We start from the raw sequence: 16,489 nt of genomic DNA, 5'->3' as shown, positions 1-16,489 counted from the left end.
GACGCATTGGCCATACCGAAGAGAAAAAGCCGACATGATGTCGGCTTTTTTACTTTTGACGGAATGCGTGTCATGGCTCTTGGTGATAGCTAAATGGGGTCATCGCTATACTTGATAAAGGGTTTTGTATGCTTCAACCATGCTGTTTTCACTGAAAGAGGCTTCTATCCGGTGGCGCGCAGAAGCCCCCATTTTAGGAAGCTGATTTTTCTGATGGTAGAACTCTAATAGAGCGGTGGTGAGTGCGGCCTGATTCTCAGAGGGGACGCCAATACCGGTGCAGCCATCGATGATCACTTCGCCAATCCCACCGACATTGGTCACAATGTGCGGGATCCCCATCGACATCGATTCTAACAAGGTTAATGGAATGCCTTCTGCGATAGAAGACAGCACAAAGGCGTCAAAGCGGGCATATTGTTCGCGCATGTCTGTTTGACTGCCAGCAAAGTGAATCTGTGCCCCAGACGTTGATTGGGCGGCCAGTTGCTCTAACGCCGCCCGTTGATCCCCATCGCCCACTAATACCAATTGGGTGTCTTCGGCGAAAGTAGGGCTTTGCTCACAAGCGGACTGATAGGCAAGGATGAGCAGCTGCTGGTTTTTAACACTTTGCAGCCGAGCGACATGCCCAAAGGTGAATGTGTGGGGGAACGCTGTCACATTCTTGTCCGATGGGCGGGACGAGGCCGCTGGCTGAAAGTGTTCGGTGTTGATGCCATTGCGGATCAAAATCAATTTGTTTTCTGGGATACCTACGTCGTGTGCCAGCCATTGATACAGATCGTCGGACACGGCCACGACATGATGAATAAATGGCGCACAGATTTTGCGTAAGTAGCGGTATTTCTTTACTTTACCAAAAGGATCATAGGTATCCCGGCCATGTTCAGCATGGATACGAATGGGAATCCTGGCCAGTGCCGCGATACATTGGTATTCAATGGTTGCAAGGTTGTACGTTTGCACGATATCAGGGTTTAACGTACGTAAATGCTTATACAGTAATGGGTATAAACGCGCACTGTTACCTGGCGGCTTATCAAGGGCGATCACCTTAACGGGGTAGTTCAGCTGTTTGGCTATATCGTCGCTGGCAGAGGTGAGGCTGATGATTGTATGTTGATAGTGGTTGCCCATTTTGTTGATGCAATTGACGATGAGTTTTTCTAGCCCACCGATGTGAAAACCATGAACGATATGAACCACAGATCTTGTCATGTAAGCACCTCATCGGGTTAGCCTTGCTCGAGAGTGATGGCGTTATCGGTTCGTGCAAGAGCCATTAAACGGGTAATTTTTTCGCCATTGCTGTACCAGGTCAGTTGTTTTTCAGAGATGGTTTGACTGGCTTGTTGGCGAAGATCAGCTTGTAAGGGGGCATTTTCAAGCAAGCGTTCGATAGCGCTGAGCATGCTTTCCATATTGCCATTTTCAAACAACAGCGCATTGTGTTCGTGGGTTAATAGCTCTTTGATATTATCAGCATCGGGTGCCACGATCGCTTTGCCAGCCGCTAAATATTCAATCAATTTGAGCGGTGAACACCAAGGTGTGACGGCCGGTTGCAGGGCAATATCAATTTGCGCGAGCCACGTTGGCATTTCATCACGGGGGATCAGACCGGTAATGTGTGTCTGCTTGGTGATCTTCAGCGTTTCTGCGAGTGTTTTGAGATCGGCTAATACCGGACCATCCCCGATGATCAATAAATGAATATTGGGGTCGTTGAAGGTCGCAATACGGCGCATAACGGCATCCAATCGGTGCCATTCACGGCAAAACCCGACAAAACCAATGACGGTTTTCCCTTCAAATTGTGGCAGGCGCGTCGCCTGTATATCGGCATGAAAGTGGGCAGGATCAATACCGTTCGGGATCACGGTGACGTGTTGTTCCGAGACTCCGGCTTCATAGAGGTAACCTGCCAGAACGTGGCTGACGGGCAGGACGTGATCGGCATTACGCCAAGTGTAGTATTCTGACCAGCGAGCCAGCATGGGCAGATGGATGCCGGTGTAATCATGCCGCTCTTGGTATAACGGTGAGTTCACTTCCAACAAGAGCGGTAACTGAAACCATTGTTTAGCCCAAATGCCTGAAGGTAAAAAGAGATTGTAGCGTTCATAAATGGCATCAGGGCGGTGTCGTTTAATCGCGCGATACAGCTTAATGAAATCGTACAGGCTGTAACCTAGCTCCAGCAGCTCGGCAATCGCGCCGGGCAACCGCTGACGTAAAGTCGATACCCAGCCGCCATTGTCACCAAAATCCGTGTTTTCACTGATGTCTGGTGCAACGATGATCACCTCGTGTCCTTGCTGTTTTAAAACGTTGATGATGGCATCAATATGGACAAACTGGCCGTCTCGTGAGGCGACACGATGGTGGTAGAGAATTTTCATGAAGCCAGATCCTTATGGGTTGAGGTGACGGCAGAAGGGGCGGTGGCGTCCGCTGTGTCGGCGTTAACAATGCGGGTGAATATCTGATGCAGCAGGTGCGCGGTGTCTTCCCAGGAAAACTGTTCAGCATGGCGTCGTGTGGCTTGACGATCCGGAAGGTGGGTGTAAAGGGTGGTGATGCCTTCTGCAATGCTGGAGACATTTCGCTCGACCAATACCCCCGCATCAGAACATGTGACCACTTCCGGTGTCCCCCAAATATTGGTGGCGACGACGGGCGTCCCGCATGCCATCGATTCCAGTAATACATTGGCCCAGCCTTCACGGTCTGAGGCCAGAATGGAGAGATCACTGGCGGCAAAATAGTGCGCCAAGGTAGGTTGATCCAGTCCACCCAAAAAGATCACCTGCTTTTCGATGCCTGCATTTATGGCTTGCTGCTTTAAGGCTTTTTCATTGGGGCCGGTTCCGGCGATAAGTAATAGGGCATCCGGGTGTGACAGCATCGCATCGATGACTAAGTGGTGGCCTTTACGTTCAATTAACCAGCCAACAGACAGGAAAATGGGTTTATCTGCGGGCAATCCTAATTGGGTGCGCAGAGCCTGTTGTTGTTGCTTATCGGCAAAAGGAAACAGGGTTAGATCGACGCCGTTACGGGCTGTTGTTGAGCGGGCAGGATCTGCGCCATGGAGAATCATGGTTTGCCGCAGTGCTTCACACACCGCCAGGTTATGTTGAGCCTGCTTGAATACATGCTGAATTTGCTGCAGCGGACGAGGAAACTGAGGGATCAGGTTAATGTCAGTGCCCCGGGCGGTCATGGTAAAAGGCAGTTTGACCTCGGCGGCGACTTTTTCGATAGCAACGCCTTCGGGGTAATAGTAGTGCCCATCAATACAATCGAAGTCTTGTCCTTGCTGTAGTAACTGTCGAACCTGCTTAAGAATGCAATGGTGCAGTGCGGCTGGCAGCAGTTGCATCCCTACTTTGGGGATCACCAAATAGCGTGGATGATAAATTGTGATGCCGTGTCGGGTTTCTATGAGCGGGACATCGGCATAGTGTGCGTAGTGACCAAACATCGGATGACGAAAGGGGAACCATGGCACCGGTGCAATCACGGTACACGCCACATCAGGATAATGTTGTTGCAGATGTCGCAAACGGGTTTCCACGAAGATCCCATGTTTGGGATCACTCGCATTCGGGTACAGGGTTGTGATGGTCAATAACTTCATGCCGAGTCTCCCCTTTTACTGTCTTACCATGAACTGCGAGAACATCAGTAAGCACCACAGTTGAACACCATGATCACGGTATCCTTGTTGGTGTTCATGGATCATTTTTTTTAATTGGTCGACATTGAAGAACCCGCTGTCACACATCGCATCAGAGAGCACGTTGTCGTACAGGCTGGACTGTAATGACGTGCGGAACCAGTGGGCGATAGGCATGCCAAACCCCATTTTGGGGCGATAGAGAATGTCATTACTGACATACCGTTCGAGCGATTTTTTAAAAGCGTATTTCCCTTCATTGTGCCGAATATTGTCTTGGCTGTTGATTTGATAAGCCCATTCAATAAACGCGTGATCCAATAAAGGTGCGCGCACCTCCAGACCATGCGCCATACTGGCTCGGTCAACCTTGGTGAGAATGTCTCCCGCCAGCCACGTTTTGATATCCAGATACTGCACTTGTTTGAGCGGATCATCCGTTTGGAATTGTTTGGCGTGTTGGTAGAGGATATCAATGCCGTTATATCCATCCAGCTGCCGGTGGTAGGCCGGGCTGAATAATTTCTGGCGTTCTGCCGTCCGTATTTTCGACACGCTACTGGCATAGCCTTCTACCATGTTCATGGCCAGAGACTGAAAGGTGGTCTTTGCGCGCAGCGGGCGGGGTGCCCAATCGGCCTTAGGATAGAGATTCCCCAATGTGCCAAACAGGGGTTTACGAATCGGTTGCGGAATGGCATCACGTAGGCGTTGCTCGGCCAGATGCATGCGATGACGACGATAGCCGCCAAAAATTTCATCCCCGCCATCGCCTGACAGCGCGACTTTGACCCGCTGGCTGGCCAGTTGACACACTTTGTATGTAGGCAGGGCTGAGCTGTCGGCATACGGCTCGTCATAGATATCAGCCAGTTGGTCAATCAGGCTGATATCATGTGGACTGACAATTTCCTGCCAATGGTGAGTATGGTAGCGCTCAGCGACTTGTTGTGCGTAATCGCTTTCATCAAAATCCCGCTCATCAAAGCCAATCGAACAGGTATTGACCGGGGAGTCCTGCAATTCTGCCATTAAGGCGACAATGGCACTGGAGTCGACACCGCCGGAGAGAAAAGCCCCGAGTGGCACGTCAGCGACCAAGCGAATATTGACCGCCTCTTTGAGTTTATCGATAAGGGAATATTGGGTTTCTTCCCAGCTCAGAATACGCGAGGGAGCGGGCAAGTCCCAGTACTGCTTGGAAGCCAGTCCACTTTGTGGACGCACGGTAATAGTATGCCCAGGTTCTAGCTTAAAGATGTTTTGGTAAGCACTGTATGGCTCGGGGATATAGCCATACATGAAGAATTCTTCTGCCATCTCGGGGCGCAGTTCGGTACAGACGTCAGGGTGGCCGACCAGTACTTTCAGTTCAGAGGCGAAAATAAGTTGGCCTTGTGGGGTAACCGTGTAAAACAGGGGCTTCTTGCCCAGACGGTCTCGGCCGATAAACAGAGTTCGGGTATTGGTATCCCATACCGCAAAAGCGAACATGCCACGAAGGCGTTTAACACAGTCTTCTCCCCAGGCCTCCCAGGCGTGCACAATCACTTCGGTATCACTCAGAGTACGAAATTGATGACCTAAAGCGCTGAGCTCCTGTGCCAGCTCCCGGTAGTTGTAGATCTCACCATTAAAGACCACCACCACGCTGTTATCTTCATTAAACAGGGGCTGGTGGCCGCCGGATAAATCAATGATAGACAGACGGCGGTGGGCTAATGCTGCGAATGCATCGACATAGTAGCCTTCATCATCTGGCCCCCGATGTTGTTGTAAGCGGTTGATACGCTTGAGGAGAGCTTCATCAATGGGCGTGGAACGATGGAGATTGAAGATACCTGAAATACCACACATGGGATTCCTCCTTGAGCGATCACATTAATTCATCCATTGGCCGGTTTATTTGGCCGCTTGTGTATTGGTCGATTGCGCGCCGCTGTGTTGTGCCGCCTGCCAGCGTTGCGCATATTGCTGAGCTTGTTGGCTTTTTCGGCTGGCAATGGCAAATACATCGGCGTGACCATCCCCTCCGGTGATCAGATGACCCGCTTTATACAGTTTTAGTGCTAATGGATCGCTAGTACAAAAATCATTGATGCAGTACCAGTAAATCACTTCCATGGTACGGCCATTTTGGTCGATTAATGAGAGGTTAGTGGCTTCAGCATTGTGACCTAATGACACATTTTGACTGGAGTGGAGAGACCATGACTCTTTGTCATACAGGCGGTTTTCACTGCTGATCAATTCACCTTGCGGCTGATTGAGGGCATACCGTGCGGTGTAAAAATAGGTATCACCGTTCTCATTAGTGGCCAGCTTGTCATGGTCGGAATACGGGAAAGCAATGCCCCAGTAGGCGCGGGGAAGGTGATCATGGGTAATCTGGGTTTCATCCAGTAATACCGAGGTTGTGTCGATGTCTGACGTCGGTTGCTGAATGCTTTGTCCCCACAAAGCAATACACATTAACAGGGCGGACAGTAAACCAATGGACGTCGTGTAATGTTTACTTTGAGCACGGGTTTTGATCGCGTGTTGTTGTTCTTCAGTGGGGGGATCGGCAAAAAAGCTGGCTGTCATAAAAATACAGACAATCACGATACTGAAAAATAGCCAGCCATACACCAGGTGATCGGCTCCGGTAGCGTGCTGCATATCACTCATATAACCAATCAAGATAATGCCATAGGCACGGATACCGTTGGCAATAATCGGGAACACAAAAGAGAACCCGACAAAGGCGATGCGTTTCCAGAGCTTGGAAAATTGCAAATAAGCAAACAAGGTACCAAGTGCAAGGCTGGAGATCAGAAAGCGGATGCCGGAGCAGGCTTCTGCGACCACAAATTGACCATTGGGAATCGTGATATAGAGCCCGTCACGGTAGGCTGCAATACCGGACAGAGACAGCATGAACATGGAAAGATCAGCGGTAATATCCTGTAGGGCGGGGATCAACTCTTCACCGAAAGGGATGCAAAACGTCAGGTAACAGAGCGGGAACCAAATTTGCTTGGCACGCGCGGTGCCGATCAGGGCCCAGAGTAACAGCTGCAAACTGAACACCGCTGCCGCATGTTCAAATAAATTCACGCCGGCGGTTTTACCAACCAGCCACAACAAGCCAGGCAGGGGGATCAATAAGATGGGGACCAGTGCGATGTCTTGCGGCTGTTCCTGTAAGGCGTGGCGCTTTTGCCACACCAACCAGAAAAAAATCGGCAAGATCAAAAAGCAATGTTCGTAGGTCTTGGATTGGCTCCACACGGTGACCATATCAATCACACTGTCGTAGAAAATCAGTCCCCAGCAAAACATCGGGATCAGAACCAACGTGGCTTTGTTTTGCGTCATACCGTCACCTCATTCACCGGGGTGTCGTTGAGATACCCCAATAACGGTTTTAGCTTGGCTTCCCAACTGTAGTGTTGCTCTATCCACAGCCTTGATGTGTGGGCGATAACCGGTGGGGCTTGTAGCTTATCAACCAGCCATTGCGCGATCACATCGGGGTCGTTTGCCACAGCAAGGTGTTCAGTGGGATACGCTTCCATTCCCTCTATGGTCAGTGGTGACACAATAATCGGTTTGGCCATTGCCATGGCTTCAAGCAGTTTGTTTTGCACGCCTCGGGCAATTTGCATGGGGGCGATAGCGGCCTTCGCGTATTGTAAGTAAGGACGTACATCTTCCACCCGTCCGGTGACGATCACCCCGGGCTGTTGTGCCAACGCCTGTACCTCAGGGCCGGGTGAACTGCCCACCAGATACAGTTTGGTATCCGGCGCGGCGGTAATGATTTTGGGCCAGACGTGCTCAGTAAACCAAGTGACGGCATCGGCATTGGCCCAGTAATCCATGGCACCGGTGAACACGATAAAATTTTCCTGATCCAGTGGGTAATCCTCACCCAGTGTTGTGTCAGCCGTCGGGGAGAAGTACTCGCTGTCCAGACCATTTTCCAAGGGCATGACTTTTTCTTGTATCACAGGTTCTAGTAGCGCCTTGAAGGCATCGGTTTCTGTTTGGGTGACAAAACAGCTGACATCCAAGGCGTTGGCGACCGCGATTTCGTACTCTTCCAGCGTTTTATGTTCACGTTGGTAAATGGCTTTCATGATGCCTTTGGATTTCAGGGCATACTGACGCCATTTATCAGAATCAATGTCGGCAAAGTGCATCACGGTGTGCAGATGTTCGGTATGCGGGATCACGTATTGCGCCATACAACCGGAATAAACAAAGGCTTTGCGAATGTTGTATTGCGCAATGGTGGTGTCGACCCATTGCTGCATACTGTGGCGAGCATAAAAGGGCAGAGTGATCGGCTCTCCTTTTAACAAGGCGGTCAGCCCTTTTAATTTGCTATATGCACGTGACAGAGGGATGCATTGGCTACTGACACAATACTGCGCGACATCCTCTTGATAGCGGGTGTCAAAGGCATCATCCACAAAGCAACCGAGGTGAATATCATAGTGCTGTTGCAGGTACTTCAGCACGTTGAAGGTGGTGATCTTATCCCCTTTGTTTGGCGGAAAGGGGATGCGATGGCAGAGGTATAATAGAGGCTCTTTCATAACATTATCCTAAGTACTTAGATAAAAAGGGGCCAAGATGGCGACTGACACTTAATGGCAGCTTTTGCCAAGCCTGAATGAAATATTTGTATTTAGGATTGTTGGGTGACAGGTTGGGGAGTGCTTTGGCTTTCACCAGTGCGATACGGTAATGCAAAGGTACCTCTTCCATGCCCCAGTGTTTTTTGTATTTGTAGGCGCCGGAGTCAATTTTGCTGCGGCCAAAATCAAAGGACGTCATGCCTTTTTGTTGTGCAATGTGCATCAATTGGAAGTACATGAAATCATTGCTTTTGAGATCGCGCGCAGCGTGTTTACCGCCGCCATAGTAGGGCAGTACCTGATTTTTATAGTAGAAACTCAAGACACCGGATACCGGCTGCTGATCTTTGTCCTGAATGATGAGGGTTTCGCAGCGATCACCAAAGGTTTCTTTTAGAGCGCAGAATAGTTTGCCTGAAAATACCGGGGTCCCCAGGTTTCGGACACTTTCCGCATACAGATCAAAACAGACTTGTGGGTTATCCGTGTTGTCCCATTGCAGTTCATTTTTCTGAGAATGCCGGATCACAGCACGCTGTTTGCGCTTAATGGTTGTCAGAATCGCCTCTGGATCCTCAGGCAGTGCACACTGAAAAGAGGTATGGTGAGTGTGGGTGACCCAAGGCCCCGTACTCTCTACAGGGCTTTTGTCACGCAGCTCAACGTAATCCACATTCAGATCGCAACCCAGTTCGTAGGCCGCTGCTTCCAGTTTTTCCCGTATGACTGTGTTATCCGACAATGCACCGCCGTAGACGCAAAACGGCGTAGAAATTAAGGCATGACCGAATAGCCAACTCTTTTGCTCAAACAGCGGGAGGACACCAACCAGTTTATTCTCATCTTCCGCCAATAAATAATGGTGCTGGTGGCCGAAGACGGAATGAATCACATCCAGCCAGCCGGACAAATGGAAAAAGCTGCCGTCTGGATGGCGGTCAACGTATTGATCCCAGGCTGGGTGTTGCGGTTTGGATAATTTCCGTATTGTTAGATTTTCCATCGTTGTCATACCCATAGAGTTGATAAACGTGATTCATTGAATGCCAGTTAAAATCTTGCAATAACCGCTTTAAGCGTTGTTCCATTCGGCTCAAATTGAGGTAATGCCTGAACTGTGACTTCCGTGAGATGCCGCTGACTGTGGGCTGCTCGGGGTCTATCTCCCAGGGGTGGAAATAGAAACTGTAAGGCTGTCCGGTTCTTTGCAGATAGGTGCGAATTAAATACCGGCTCAGGGCGTAGGGGTAGAAACGGAAATAGCCCCCTCCGCCGATAGGAATATTGCGCCCCCATTGGGTAAGTGTAGGGATAGGAACCTCGGTAATGCCTTCTGGACGGCGGTACTTAAAGCGCGGCCAGTCGGGCACACCGTACAGGTCGTGTTTTACCGGATAGGTACTACTGGAATAGAGAAAACCGAGTTCGGCCAGTGTTTCGAATGCCCAAGGGTTTGATTCATCGATGGAAAAGCTGGGGGCGCGGTAACCATAGACGGGTTGACCTGTCAGGGACTCGAGTAAGGCTTTCGATTTGGCGACGTCATCACGAAATACGGTTTGAGTCTGCTGGTTGGCCCGTTGATGGGCATAGCCGTGGCTGGCGACTTCATGGCCGGCCTGAGCAATGTCTTTCACCAATTGCGGGCAGGCGTCAGCCACCCAGCCTAAAACAAAAAATGTGGCTTTCGTATCGTAGTCATCCAAGAGTTGCAAAATGCGCTGCGTACTCTTTTCTACCCGCAGGGGATAGGTTGTCCCCCAGTCTTTTTTTGTGATCACCGAAGACAGGGCAGAGACGTGGAAATAGTCTTCGACATCAATGGTCATGGCATTGATCATCGTACGGTGATGGCGGGCCTGCGTGGTGGCAGACGGCGATGAAGAATGAGGATTATCCATATCATTAACGTCCTTTCCCAAAGAGCACAATTTCAGAAGTCCGAATAAGGATCAGTAAGTCCAAGCGGAGGCTGCGGTGTTTGATGTAATACAGATCAAACTTGAGTTTCTCAATGGCATCCTCCAAACCATCACCATAAGGGTATTTCAGTTGTGCCCATCCGGTGAGACCGGGTTTCACATCATTGCGATGGGCATAAAAGGGAATATCTTGCGCAAATTGATCCGAAAATTGTGGGCGTTCAGGGCGTGGTCCCACGAAACACATATCACCACGCAGCACATTGAATAGTTGCGGTAATTCATCAATACGGTATTTGCGGAGTACGGCGCCGACTCTGGTGATACGCGCGTCGACTTTTGCCGCCATTTGCGCACCATTTCTTTCCGCGTCCACGCGCATACTCCGGAATTTATAAATTGAGAAAAGTCGTCCCTGTAACCCGACCCGTTGTTGAGAATAAAGGACTGGTGAAAATAAGCCGTCTTCAATTTTTATTGCAATAAAGGCTGCGATGATTAAAGGCCAGCTGACAAATAGAATAATCATGGCAATTAAGCTATTGAATAGCCAACTTAAAAATGCCTTTAGCTTATTTTTTGAAGGGTGTCCATTATAAATAACAAACGATGGTGTTATATGATTAACCGCAATTTGGCCCGTTTCTCTTTCAATAAAATCAATGACATCCGTAATCAGGATATGTTGTATTTTACATTTAAATAAACTGTCGGTGGGTAAGGTGCCACGACGCTCATCGACGGCAATCACAATTTCATCGATATTTTCCTGACGTACATAGTCTTCCAGCGGTTGAGTCAACGTGATGCGTGGCAGGTTCGTTTCTTCGATGGCAAGATCACCGGGGATGTCAATGTATCCCACAAGGTCAAAGTGCACCCGGTCTGCTTTGCGGCGCATGCTGGTATTGATCAACTGAGCCCGGTTACCGTGCCCGAGCAAGATGACACGACGTCGCCCCAGCTGTTCGTAGTTATTGGTAATCGCAATGTAGCGAGCGGTGACTAGCACGAGTAACGCAAACAGGTAAAGGATGGGTTTTGTCCAACCAGGTAAAGTCAGGTAAGGGATCAAGAGCGTCAAGGTAAAGGTGAGTAAATAGGCTAAAACAATGGCCACGGTAATACGCAGAGTAATACCGCGAAAATTTTCGCGCAACTTTTCATTATAGAGGCCAACAGCCAATAGTGTTAATTGAATGGGAAGCGTAAAGCAAAATAAATGTGCAAAGGTGCGTAAATCAAAGGCAGGTGGTGCTGAAGAATAAATGCCTGATAAATAATAAGATGCGAAGAAGTAGATCCCTGACAGAATCACAATATCGGTGATAATCAGTGTTGCATTACTCAGATTTAAATCGTGAAAGCGCGAGTGTGCCATAAACGATCCCTATTTATATTGACGCTGATTTTATTTTGTTAGGTACAACCTGAATTATTGATGAGCAGAAAAAATCTGCAAAATAAAAAAATCATATATAGTTAAATTAGTACCACAAATTAGTCAGATAAACGTAAGTGCTTCAATTGGTTATTAGTTTGTGCTCAGTAACCGGTGAGTAACAGCGCAGGGTGGATATGGATATGAAAAAACAGGCTGTTAAAGCGACGTATGGGACTGCGACTTTAGCGGCATTGCTGATCGCGGTCTCTGGGTGCAGTAGCAATGACTTACCTCTTTTGCCATCGGCAACACCACAACCGTCGTTAACCAAAAATATCAGTGACTATAAGTACTTGATTGGTCCTGGGGATAGCTTGTCGATCTTTGTGTGGGGTAATCCAGAAATATCAGGGGGTTACGTGGTGCGTCCTGATGGCATGATTTCCACATCACTGGTCGATGATCTACCGGCTTCAGGGCGTACGCCAACGGAATTAGCTCGCAGCCTTGAGGCACACCTTGCTGAGTATGTGCGTGATCCGATTGTCAGTGTCATGGTGTCTGGCTTTGTAGGGCCGTACAGCGAACAGGTTCGCGTGATTGGTGAAGCGTCTTCCCCGCAGGCGATCAATTACCGTGAAAATATGACGTTGCTCGATGTGATGGTCGAAGTGGGGGGATTGACAGAATTTGCCGACGGAAACGATGCGCGCTTGATCCGGGTGATCAATGGGCAGCAGAAACAGTTCAACCTTAAAATGGCGGACTTGGTCAGGGACGGTGATATTCGCGCCAACATCGATATCCTGCCCGGGGACATCATTATCATTCCTGAATCTTGGTTTTAAGTGTTGGGTTTTAATGGAGATTGAGGCATGAAGGAACAGTTAGATTTATTGCTGCAATATCTTTATGGCGTGTGGCACCGCCGGCGCTGGATCATTATTACGGCTTGGGTGATTTGTCCGCTGGGATGGGTGGCGGTGACATTCATGCCCAATCAATACACCTCGGATGCCCGGGTGTATGCGGATACCAAAACGATACTTCAACCGCTGTTACGTGGTATTGCGATTGATAACGATCCGTCGCAGGAATTGCGATTGATGGTGAAGACCTTATTAAGTCGTAAAAACCTGGAAACGATAGCCCGTTATACCGATGCAGACGTCAAAACGGAAACGCAGGACGAGTATGAAGACCTGTTGGAAAACCTGAAGAAGAAAATCAAAATCAATTCAGCCGGTAAAGAAAATCTTTTCAAAATCAGTTACTCCGGTGGCGACCCTAAGTATGTCAAAGATGTCGTTCAGGCGGCATTGGATGTGTTTGTAGAAAACGCGGTCGGGCAGAAGAAAGATGATACGGAGCAGGCCAACGAGTTCATTGAATCGCAACTGGCAGATTATGAAAAACGCCTGATCATGGCAGAAGCCAATCTGGCTGAGTTTAAACGGGCGAATGCCGGCTATATGCCGGGTTCTGAAGGCGGCTATTTCAATATGGCGGAAGCCTTGAAGCGTAATCTGGAGACGACGCGGTTAGAGCTGAAAGAAGCCCGTTCTCGTCTTGCTTCAGCACGAGAGCAGCTGAATCGAGAAATCGTAGAGCTGCGTCGACAAGGCAAGAATAACCGCACGGAATATGATGACCGCATTGATATTTTGCAAGCGCGTCTCGATGCTTTGTTGTTCCGCTTTACAGAGAAGCATCCGGATGTCAGGGAAACCCGCCGTCAGATTGAAGAGCTTCAAGTACTCAAACGTGATGCGATTGCGGTTGGGGGCAATGTAAATAACGACAGTGTCGTGCTGCAAGAAATGAAGCTTATTGTCAGTGAAATGGAAAACCAAGTGGCTTCGCTGGTCGTCAGAGAAGAGGGGCTGGTATCGAAAATTGTATTTATTGAGGACAAGTTAAGTAATTTGCCTGCCGTTGAGGCTGAGCTCACGCATATGATGCGAAATTACGATGTGACGAAGAGTCAGTATAACTTGCTGTTGTCACGTCGCGAATCCGCCATGATTTCACAAAATATTGGCGCATCATCGGATCAAATTTCATTCCGCATCGTCGATCCTCCTTTATTGCCTCGTGAGCCTTCCGGGCCAATGCGTCCGCTTTTTTTGACAGTGGTGCTGATTTTGTCGTTAGGCGCAGGGATCTTTCTTGCTTTCATGGTCAGCCAGATTTGGCCGGTGGTGATTTCTCCCATGCAGCTGTTTAAACACACTAAAGTGCCGGTTTTTGGGGTGGTATCAGCAACGGAGATCTCCGGATTGAAGCAGGTGAAACGTAAGCAGTTGAAGCGTTATGCCGTACTGTGTGGCCTGTTGTTGGTCACATTTATCGGCTTTATGGCGATCAATACCAGTCCTTCTATCCATGAAATGATTTTAGAAGCGAAGGAGGCACTATGAATTCCATTCATAAGGCATTCAAAAAAGGCAGAGGAAAGCCGAAGCCTCAAAAAAGCCTGATTGGACGGGTCATGGCGTCGAAAGCGGCGAAGACGGCCGCTGAATCCAACCCCGCATCGCAAGAGGTGGCAAACACTCAAGCTGACTCAAATACCCCCAATTCGGTCGTGCAGGCGGCTTCCACAGGCACACCGAATAGTGCAGCGCCGTCCTCCGGTGCGCCGGCTCCGGCTGACGCAAAAGCGCAAGAGCATGCCCCTCTTCCTGTCTCGTCTGAGGTGGTTTTCCATATAGATACCGATGCACTCAAAAGAAAAGGCATGGTGTCGCATGACGATGATAAAGCGACCCCAACCATGACCAATGAGTATCGGGCCATTAAGCATAAGATTTTATATAACGCTTTTGGTCCGGCATCTGACATGTTGACGCACAGTAATATGGTGATGATATCCAGTACGGGGCCGAATGAAGGTAAAACCTTTACCGCTGTGAATCTGGCTCTGAGTGTGGCGTCAGAAAAAGACAAAACCGTATTGCTGGTGGATGCCGATGTGCTCAAACCCAGTGTGTCAAAGTTACTGGGGATCCAGCCGGCAAAAGGACTCATTGATTACCTTGAAGGGGATGTTCACGATATTGCCGACGTGATTTATACCACGGATATTCCGACATTACGTTTGTTGCCTGCGGGTGCGTTACACCATTTAAGTAACGAACTCTTGGCCAGTGACAAAATGGCGGCTTTGGCCGAAGAGTTGGCCAGTCGGTATCCGGATCGTTTGATCATCTTTGATTGCCCACCATTGTTAGGGGTGATTGAAACGATCACCATGTCCAAATTCATGGGACAGGCCATGATCGTGGTGGAGCAATCTAAAACGTCTTTGTCGAATGTTGATGAGGCTGTATCACTGCTTAATCGTGATATGGCGATGGGATTTATCATCAATAAAGCAACGTATGGCAATTATAGCCAATACGGATATGGATATGGCTATGGGAAAAACGCAATGGACTAGCGTCGTACTGGTCGTCGGAATGGGCTGTAGCCCAATGATGAGTGCTGCTGATGTGCGTGTGACACCGCAGGTTGGCGGCAGCCTCGTCTATAGCGATAACCTGAAACAGGCAGACAGTGATCGACAGGGGAGTTTAATCACGACCCTCAATGCCGGGGTGGGGATAGAAGCCAATGGTGTCGATGGTAACGCGTTGTCGCTGGAATATACCTTGGATCAGCTGTTCTATAGCCATGATGGCAATGATAACAGCCTTTATCAGACCCTCCGTTTTGATGCCAATAAAGCGTTAGGTGAAGGCTTTCGCCTTGATGCCAGTGCCTCGATCGATAACATCGCCGCCGCGATTGATGAGAATGCGAATGCCGATATTTTTACCGGTGATACGGTTGAAAATAAGCAGGCGGAACTGGGGGTAAGTTATCGTAGTAATCCATTGAGTGACAGTAATGTCACTGGCCGAGTCTTTGTGACGGCAAGCAACTATGAAGATGACATTGGTAACTATGATGGTGGCGGTGCCGCACTGCGTTTTTCGAATGGACCCAATGTGAGAGATATGTTTTGGGTGATTGAAGGCACCTACGATTATAAGCGTTCGAAAGGGGATGATCCCAATACTTCCTTTGTGGTGTTACGGGAAGAGATTGGTTTTCAGACGGTATACCGCTGGGTGCCATTTATGCGACTGAACTACGAAAATTACTCGGGTACATCAGAATCAGACAGTGCCGATCAGCTCAGTTGGGGCCCCGCGCTTCGCTACTTTTTTACCAAGACATCGTATTTAGAAGTCAGCTATAACTTTTCTGAAACAGACGATATATCGGATTTTTGGGCCGGGGCGGTGTACTTAAATCCTTCTCCGCGTACCTCATTACGCGCATCTTACGATAAGCGTGCCTTTGGCGATGCGTATGACTTTTTGTTCTCTCATCGTTCACGTCGTTTAACCAATGAAATCTCCTACACCGAGGCGGTGACAAACTACGACCGAGAAACGTTTGTTCGAGATGGCAATATTGCACAAGCCAATGTAGAACGCCGTTTAACCTGGGAGTCTATCTTGGCGGCCAGACGTACAACGTATGTCTTTTCTTTGTATGGCTTTGAACTTGATGCGTTGAACAGTCCTTCGCGAGAAGGGGATGAGCAAGGCTATGGCGCGTCTTTTAGCATTGATCACCAACTCTCCCGACGTTTGAAAGGGACAGCGGTGATCGATTATCGCGATTATACCTTTAAAAATATCGAGACCGCTGATCAGGATGATCAGTATTGGACGTTTTCGATTGATGGCAGTTACACCGTAAATGCCATGGTTACCCTGACGGCAGGGGCCGAACACAATAACAAATCCTCGTCATTGGCGAACAATGGGTATGATGAAAATCGCCTCTATCTTGAATTAAATGTGGATTTATAGTC

Annotated in this window: 13 protein-coding genes; 4 read left to right on the top strand and 9 right to left on the bottom strand. The window is 48.9% G+C overall.

Features of this window, described 5'->3' with window-relative positions; genetic code table 11:
* Nucleotides 1–105: 105 nt before the first annotated feature.
* From ABT58_RS09310 to ABT58_RS09270, 9 genes are read right to left on the bottom strand one after another with little or no spacing between them, the layout of a single operon-like run.
* On the bottom strand, nucleotides 106–1,221 hold the full coding sequence (locus ABT58_RS09310; protein WP_047874122.1) for a glycosyltransferase: 1,116 nt from the start codon (nucleotides 1,219–1,221) through the stop codon (nucleotides 106–108).
* A 17-nt stretch (nucleotides 1,222–1,238) separates the two neighbouring features.
* A complete protein-coding gene (locus ABT58_RS09305; RefSeq protein ID WP_047874121.1) occupies nucleotides 1,239–2,405 on the bottom strand; it encodes a glycosyltransferase family 4 protein in 1,167 nt (388 codons plus the stop codon).
* Nucleotides 2,402–3,646 (bottom strand): glycosyltransferase, encoded by a 1,245-nt coding sequence (locus tag ABT58_RS09300; RefSeq protein WP_047874120.1) that lies wholly within the window; start codon nucleotides 3,644–3,646, stop codon nucleotides 2,402–2,404. The genes ABT58_RS09305 and ABT58_RS09300 overlap by 4 nt, the downstream gene beginning before the upstream one ends.
* Before the next feature lie 15 nt (nucleotides 3,647–3,661).
* Nucleotides 3,662–5,542 (bottom strand): XrtA/PEP-CTERM system amidotransferase, encoded by a 1,881-nt coding sequence (locus ABT58_RS09295; RefSeq protein ID WP_047874119.1) that lies wholly within the window; start codon nucleotides 5,540–5,542, stop codon nucleotides 3,662–3,664.
* Between the two features lie 45 nt (nucleotides 5,543–5,587).
* Nucleotides 5,588–7,045 carry an exosortase A gene (gene xrtA / locus ABT58_RS23460; RefSeq protein WP_053063041.1) on the bottom strand — a complete coding sequence of 486 codons (1,458 nt, stop codon included), beginning with the start codon at nucleotides 7,043–7,045 and terminating at the stop codon, nucleotides 5,588–5,590.
* Nucleotides 7,042–8,271, bottom strand: a complete 1,230-nt coding sequence (locus tag ABT58_RS09285) for a TIGR03087 family PEP-CTERM/XrtA system glycosyltransferase (RefSeq protein ID WP_047874118.1) — start codon at nucleotides 8,269–8,271, stop codon at nucleotides 7,042–7,044. The genes xrtA and ABT58_RS09285 overlap by 4 nt, the downstream gene beginning before the upstream one ends.
* A gap of 4 nt (nucleotides 8,272–8,275) precedes the next feature.
* Nucleotides 8,276–9,316 (bottom strand): FemAB family XrtA/PEP-CTERM system-associated protein, encoded by a 1,041-nt coding sequence (locus ABT58_RS09280; RefSeq protein ID WP_047874117.1) that lies wholly within the window; start codon nucleotides 9,314–9,316, stop codon nucleotides 8,276–8,278.
* Nucleotides 9,252–10,214 (bottom strand): XrtA system polysaccharide deacetylase, encoded by a 963-nt coding sequence (locus tag ABT58_RS09275; protein WP_205625315.1) that lies wholly within the window; start codon nucleotides 10,212–10,214, stop codon nucleotides 9,252–9,254. Before ABT58_RS09275 ends, ABT58_RS09280 begins: the two co-directional genes overlap by 65 nt.
* 4 nt (nucleotides 10,215–10,218) lie before the next feature.
* Nucleotides 10,219–11,616 (bottom strand): TIGR03013 family XrtA/PEP-CTERM system glycosyltransferase, encoded by a 1,398-nt coding sequence (locus ABT58_RS09270; RefSeq protein ID WP_047874116.1) that lies wholly within the window; start codon nucleotides 11,614–11,616, stop codon nucleotides 10,219–10,221.
* Between the two features lie 203 nt (nucleotides 11,617–11,819).
* Between ABT58_RS09270 and ABT58_RS09265 the strand changes: the two genes are divergently transcribed.
* Genes ABT58_RS09265 through ABT58_RS09250 form a run of 4 tightly spaced genes read left to right on the top strand, consistent with a single transcriptional unit; the run spans nucleotide 11,820 to nucleotide 16,487 of the window.
* Complete coding sequence (locus tag ABT58_RS09265) at nucleotides 11,820–12,467, top strand: XrtA/PEP-CTERM system exopolysaccharide export protein (RefSeq protein ID WP_107205024.1); 648 nt, start codon at nucleotides 11,820–11,822, stop codon at nucleotides 12,465–12,467.
* A gap of 27 nt (nucleotides 12,468–12,494) precedes the next feature.
* Nucleotides 12,495–14,039: an XrtA system polysaccharide chain length determinant gene (locus ABT58_RS09260; RefSeq protein ID WP_047874114.1), complete on the top strand. Its 1,545-nt coding sequence runs from the start codon at nucleotides 12,495–12,497 to the stop codon at nucleotides 14,037–14,039.
* Nucleotides 14,036–15,061 (top strand): XrtA-associated tyrosine autokinase, encoded by a 1,026-nt coding sequence (locus ABT58_RS09255; protein ID WP_205625314.1) that lies wholly within the window; start codon nucleotides 14,036–14,038, stop codon nucleotides 15,059–15,061. The genes ABT58_RS09260 and ABT58_RS09255 overlap by 4 nt, the downstream gene beginning before the upstream one ends.
* Nucleotides 15,033–16,487, top strand: coding sequence for a TIGR03016 family PEP-CTERM system-associated outer membrane protein (locus tag ABT58_RS09250; protein ID WP_158261755.1), 1,455 nt, complete (start codon nucleotides 15,033–15,035; stop codon nucleotides 16,485–16,487). The genes ABT58_RS09255 and ABT58_RS09250 overlap by 29 nt, the downstream gene beginning before the upstream one ends.
* Nucleotides 16,488–16,489: the final 2 nt, after the last annotated feature.

Origin of the sequence: Photobacterium aphoticum (genome assembly GCF_001029435.1) — a bacterium.
Taxonomy (GTDB): domain Bacteria; phylum Pseudomonadota; class Gammaproteobacteria; order Enterobacterales; family Vibrionaceae; genus Photobacterium; species Photobacterium aphoticum.
Note: the sequence above shows the minus strand (reverse complement) of the source record. Positions and strands in the feature narration are given on the sequence as shown.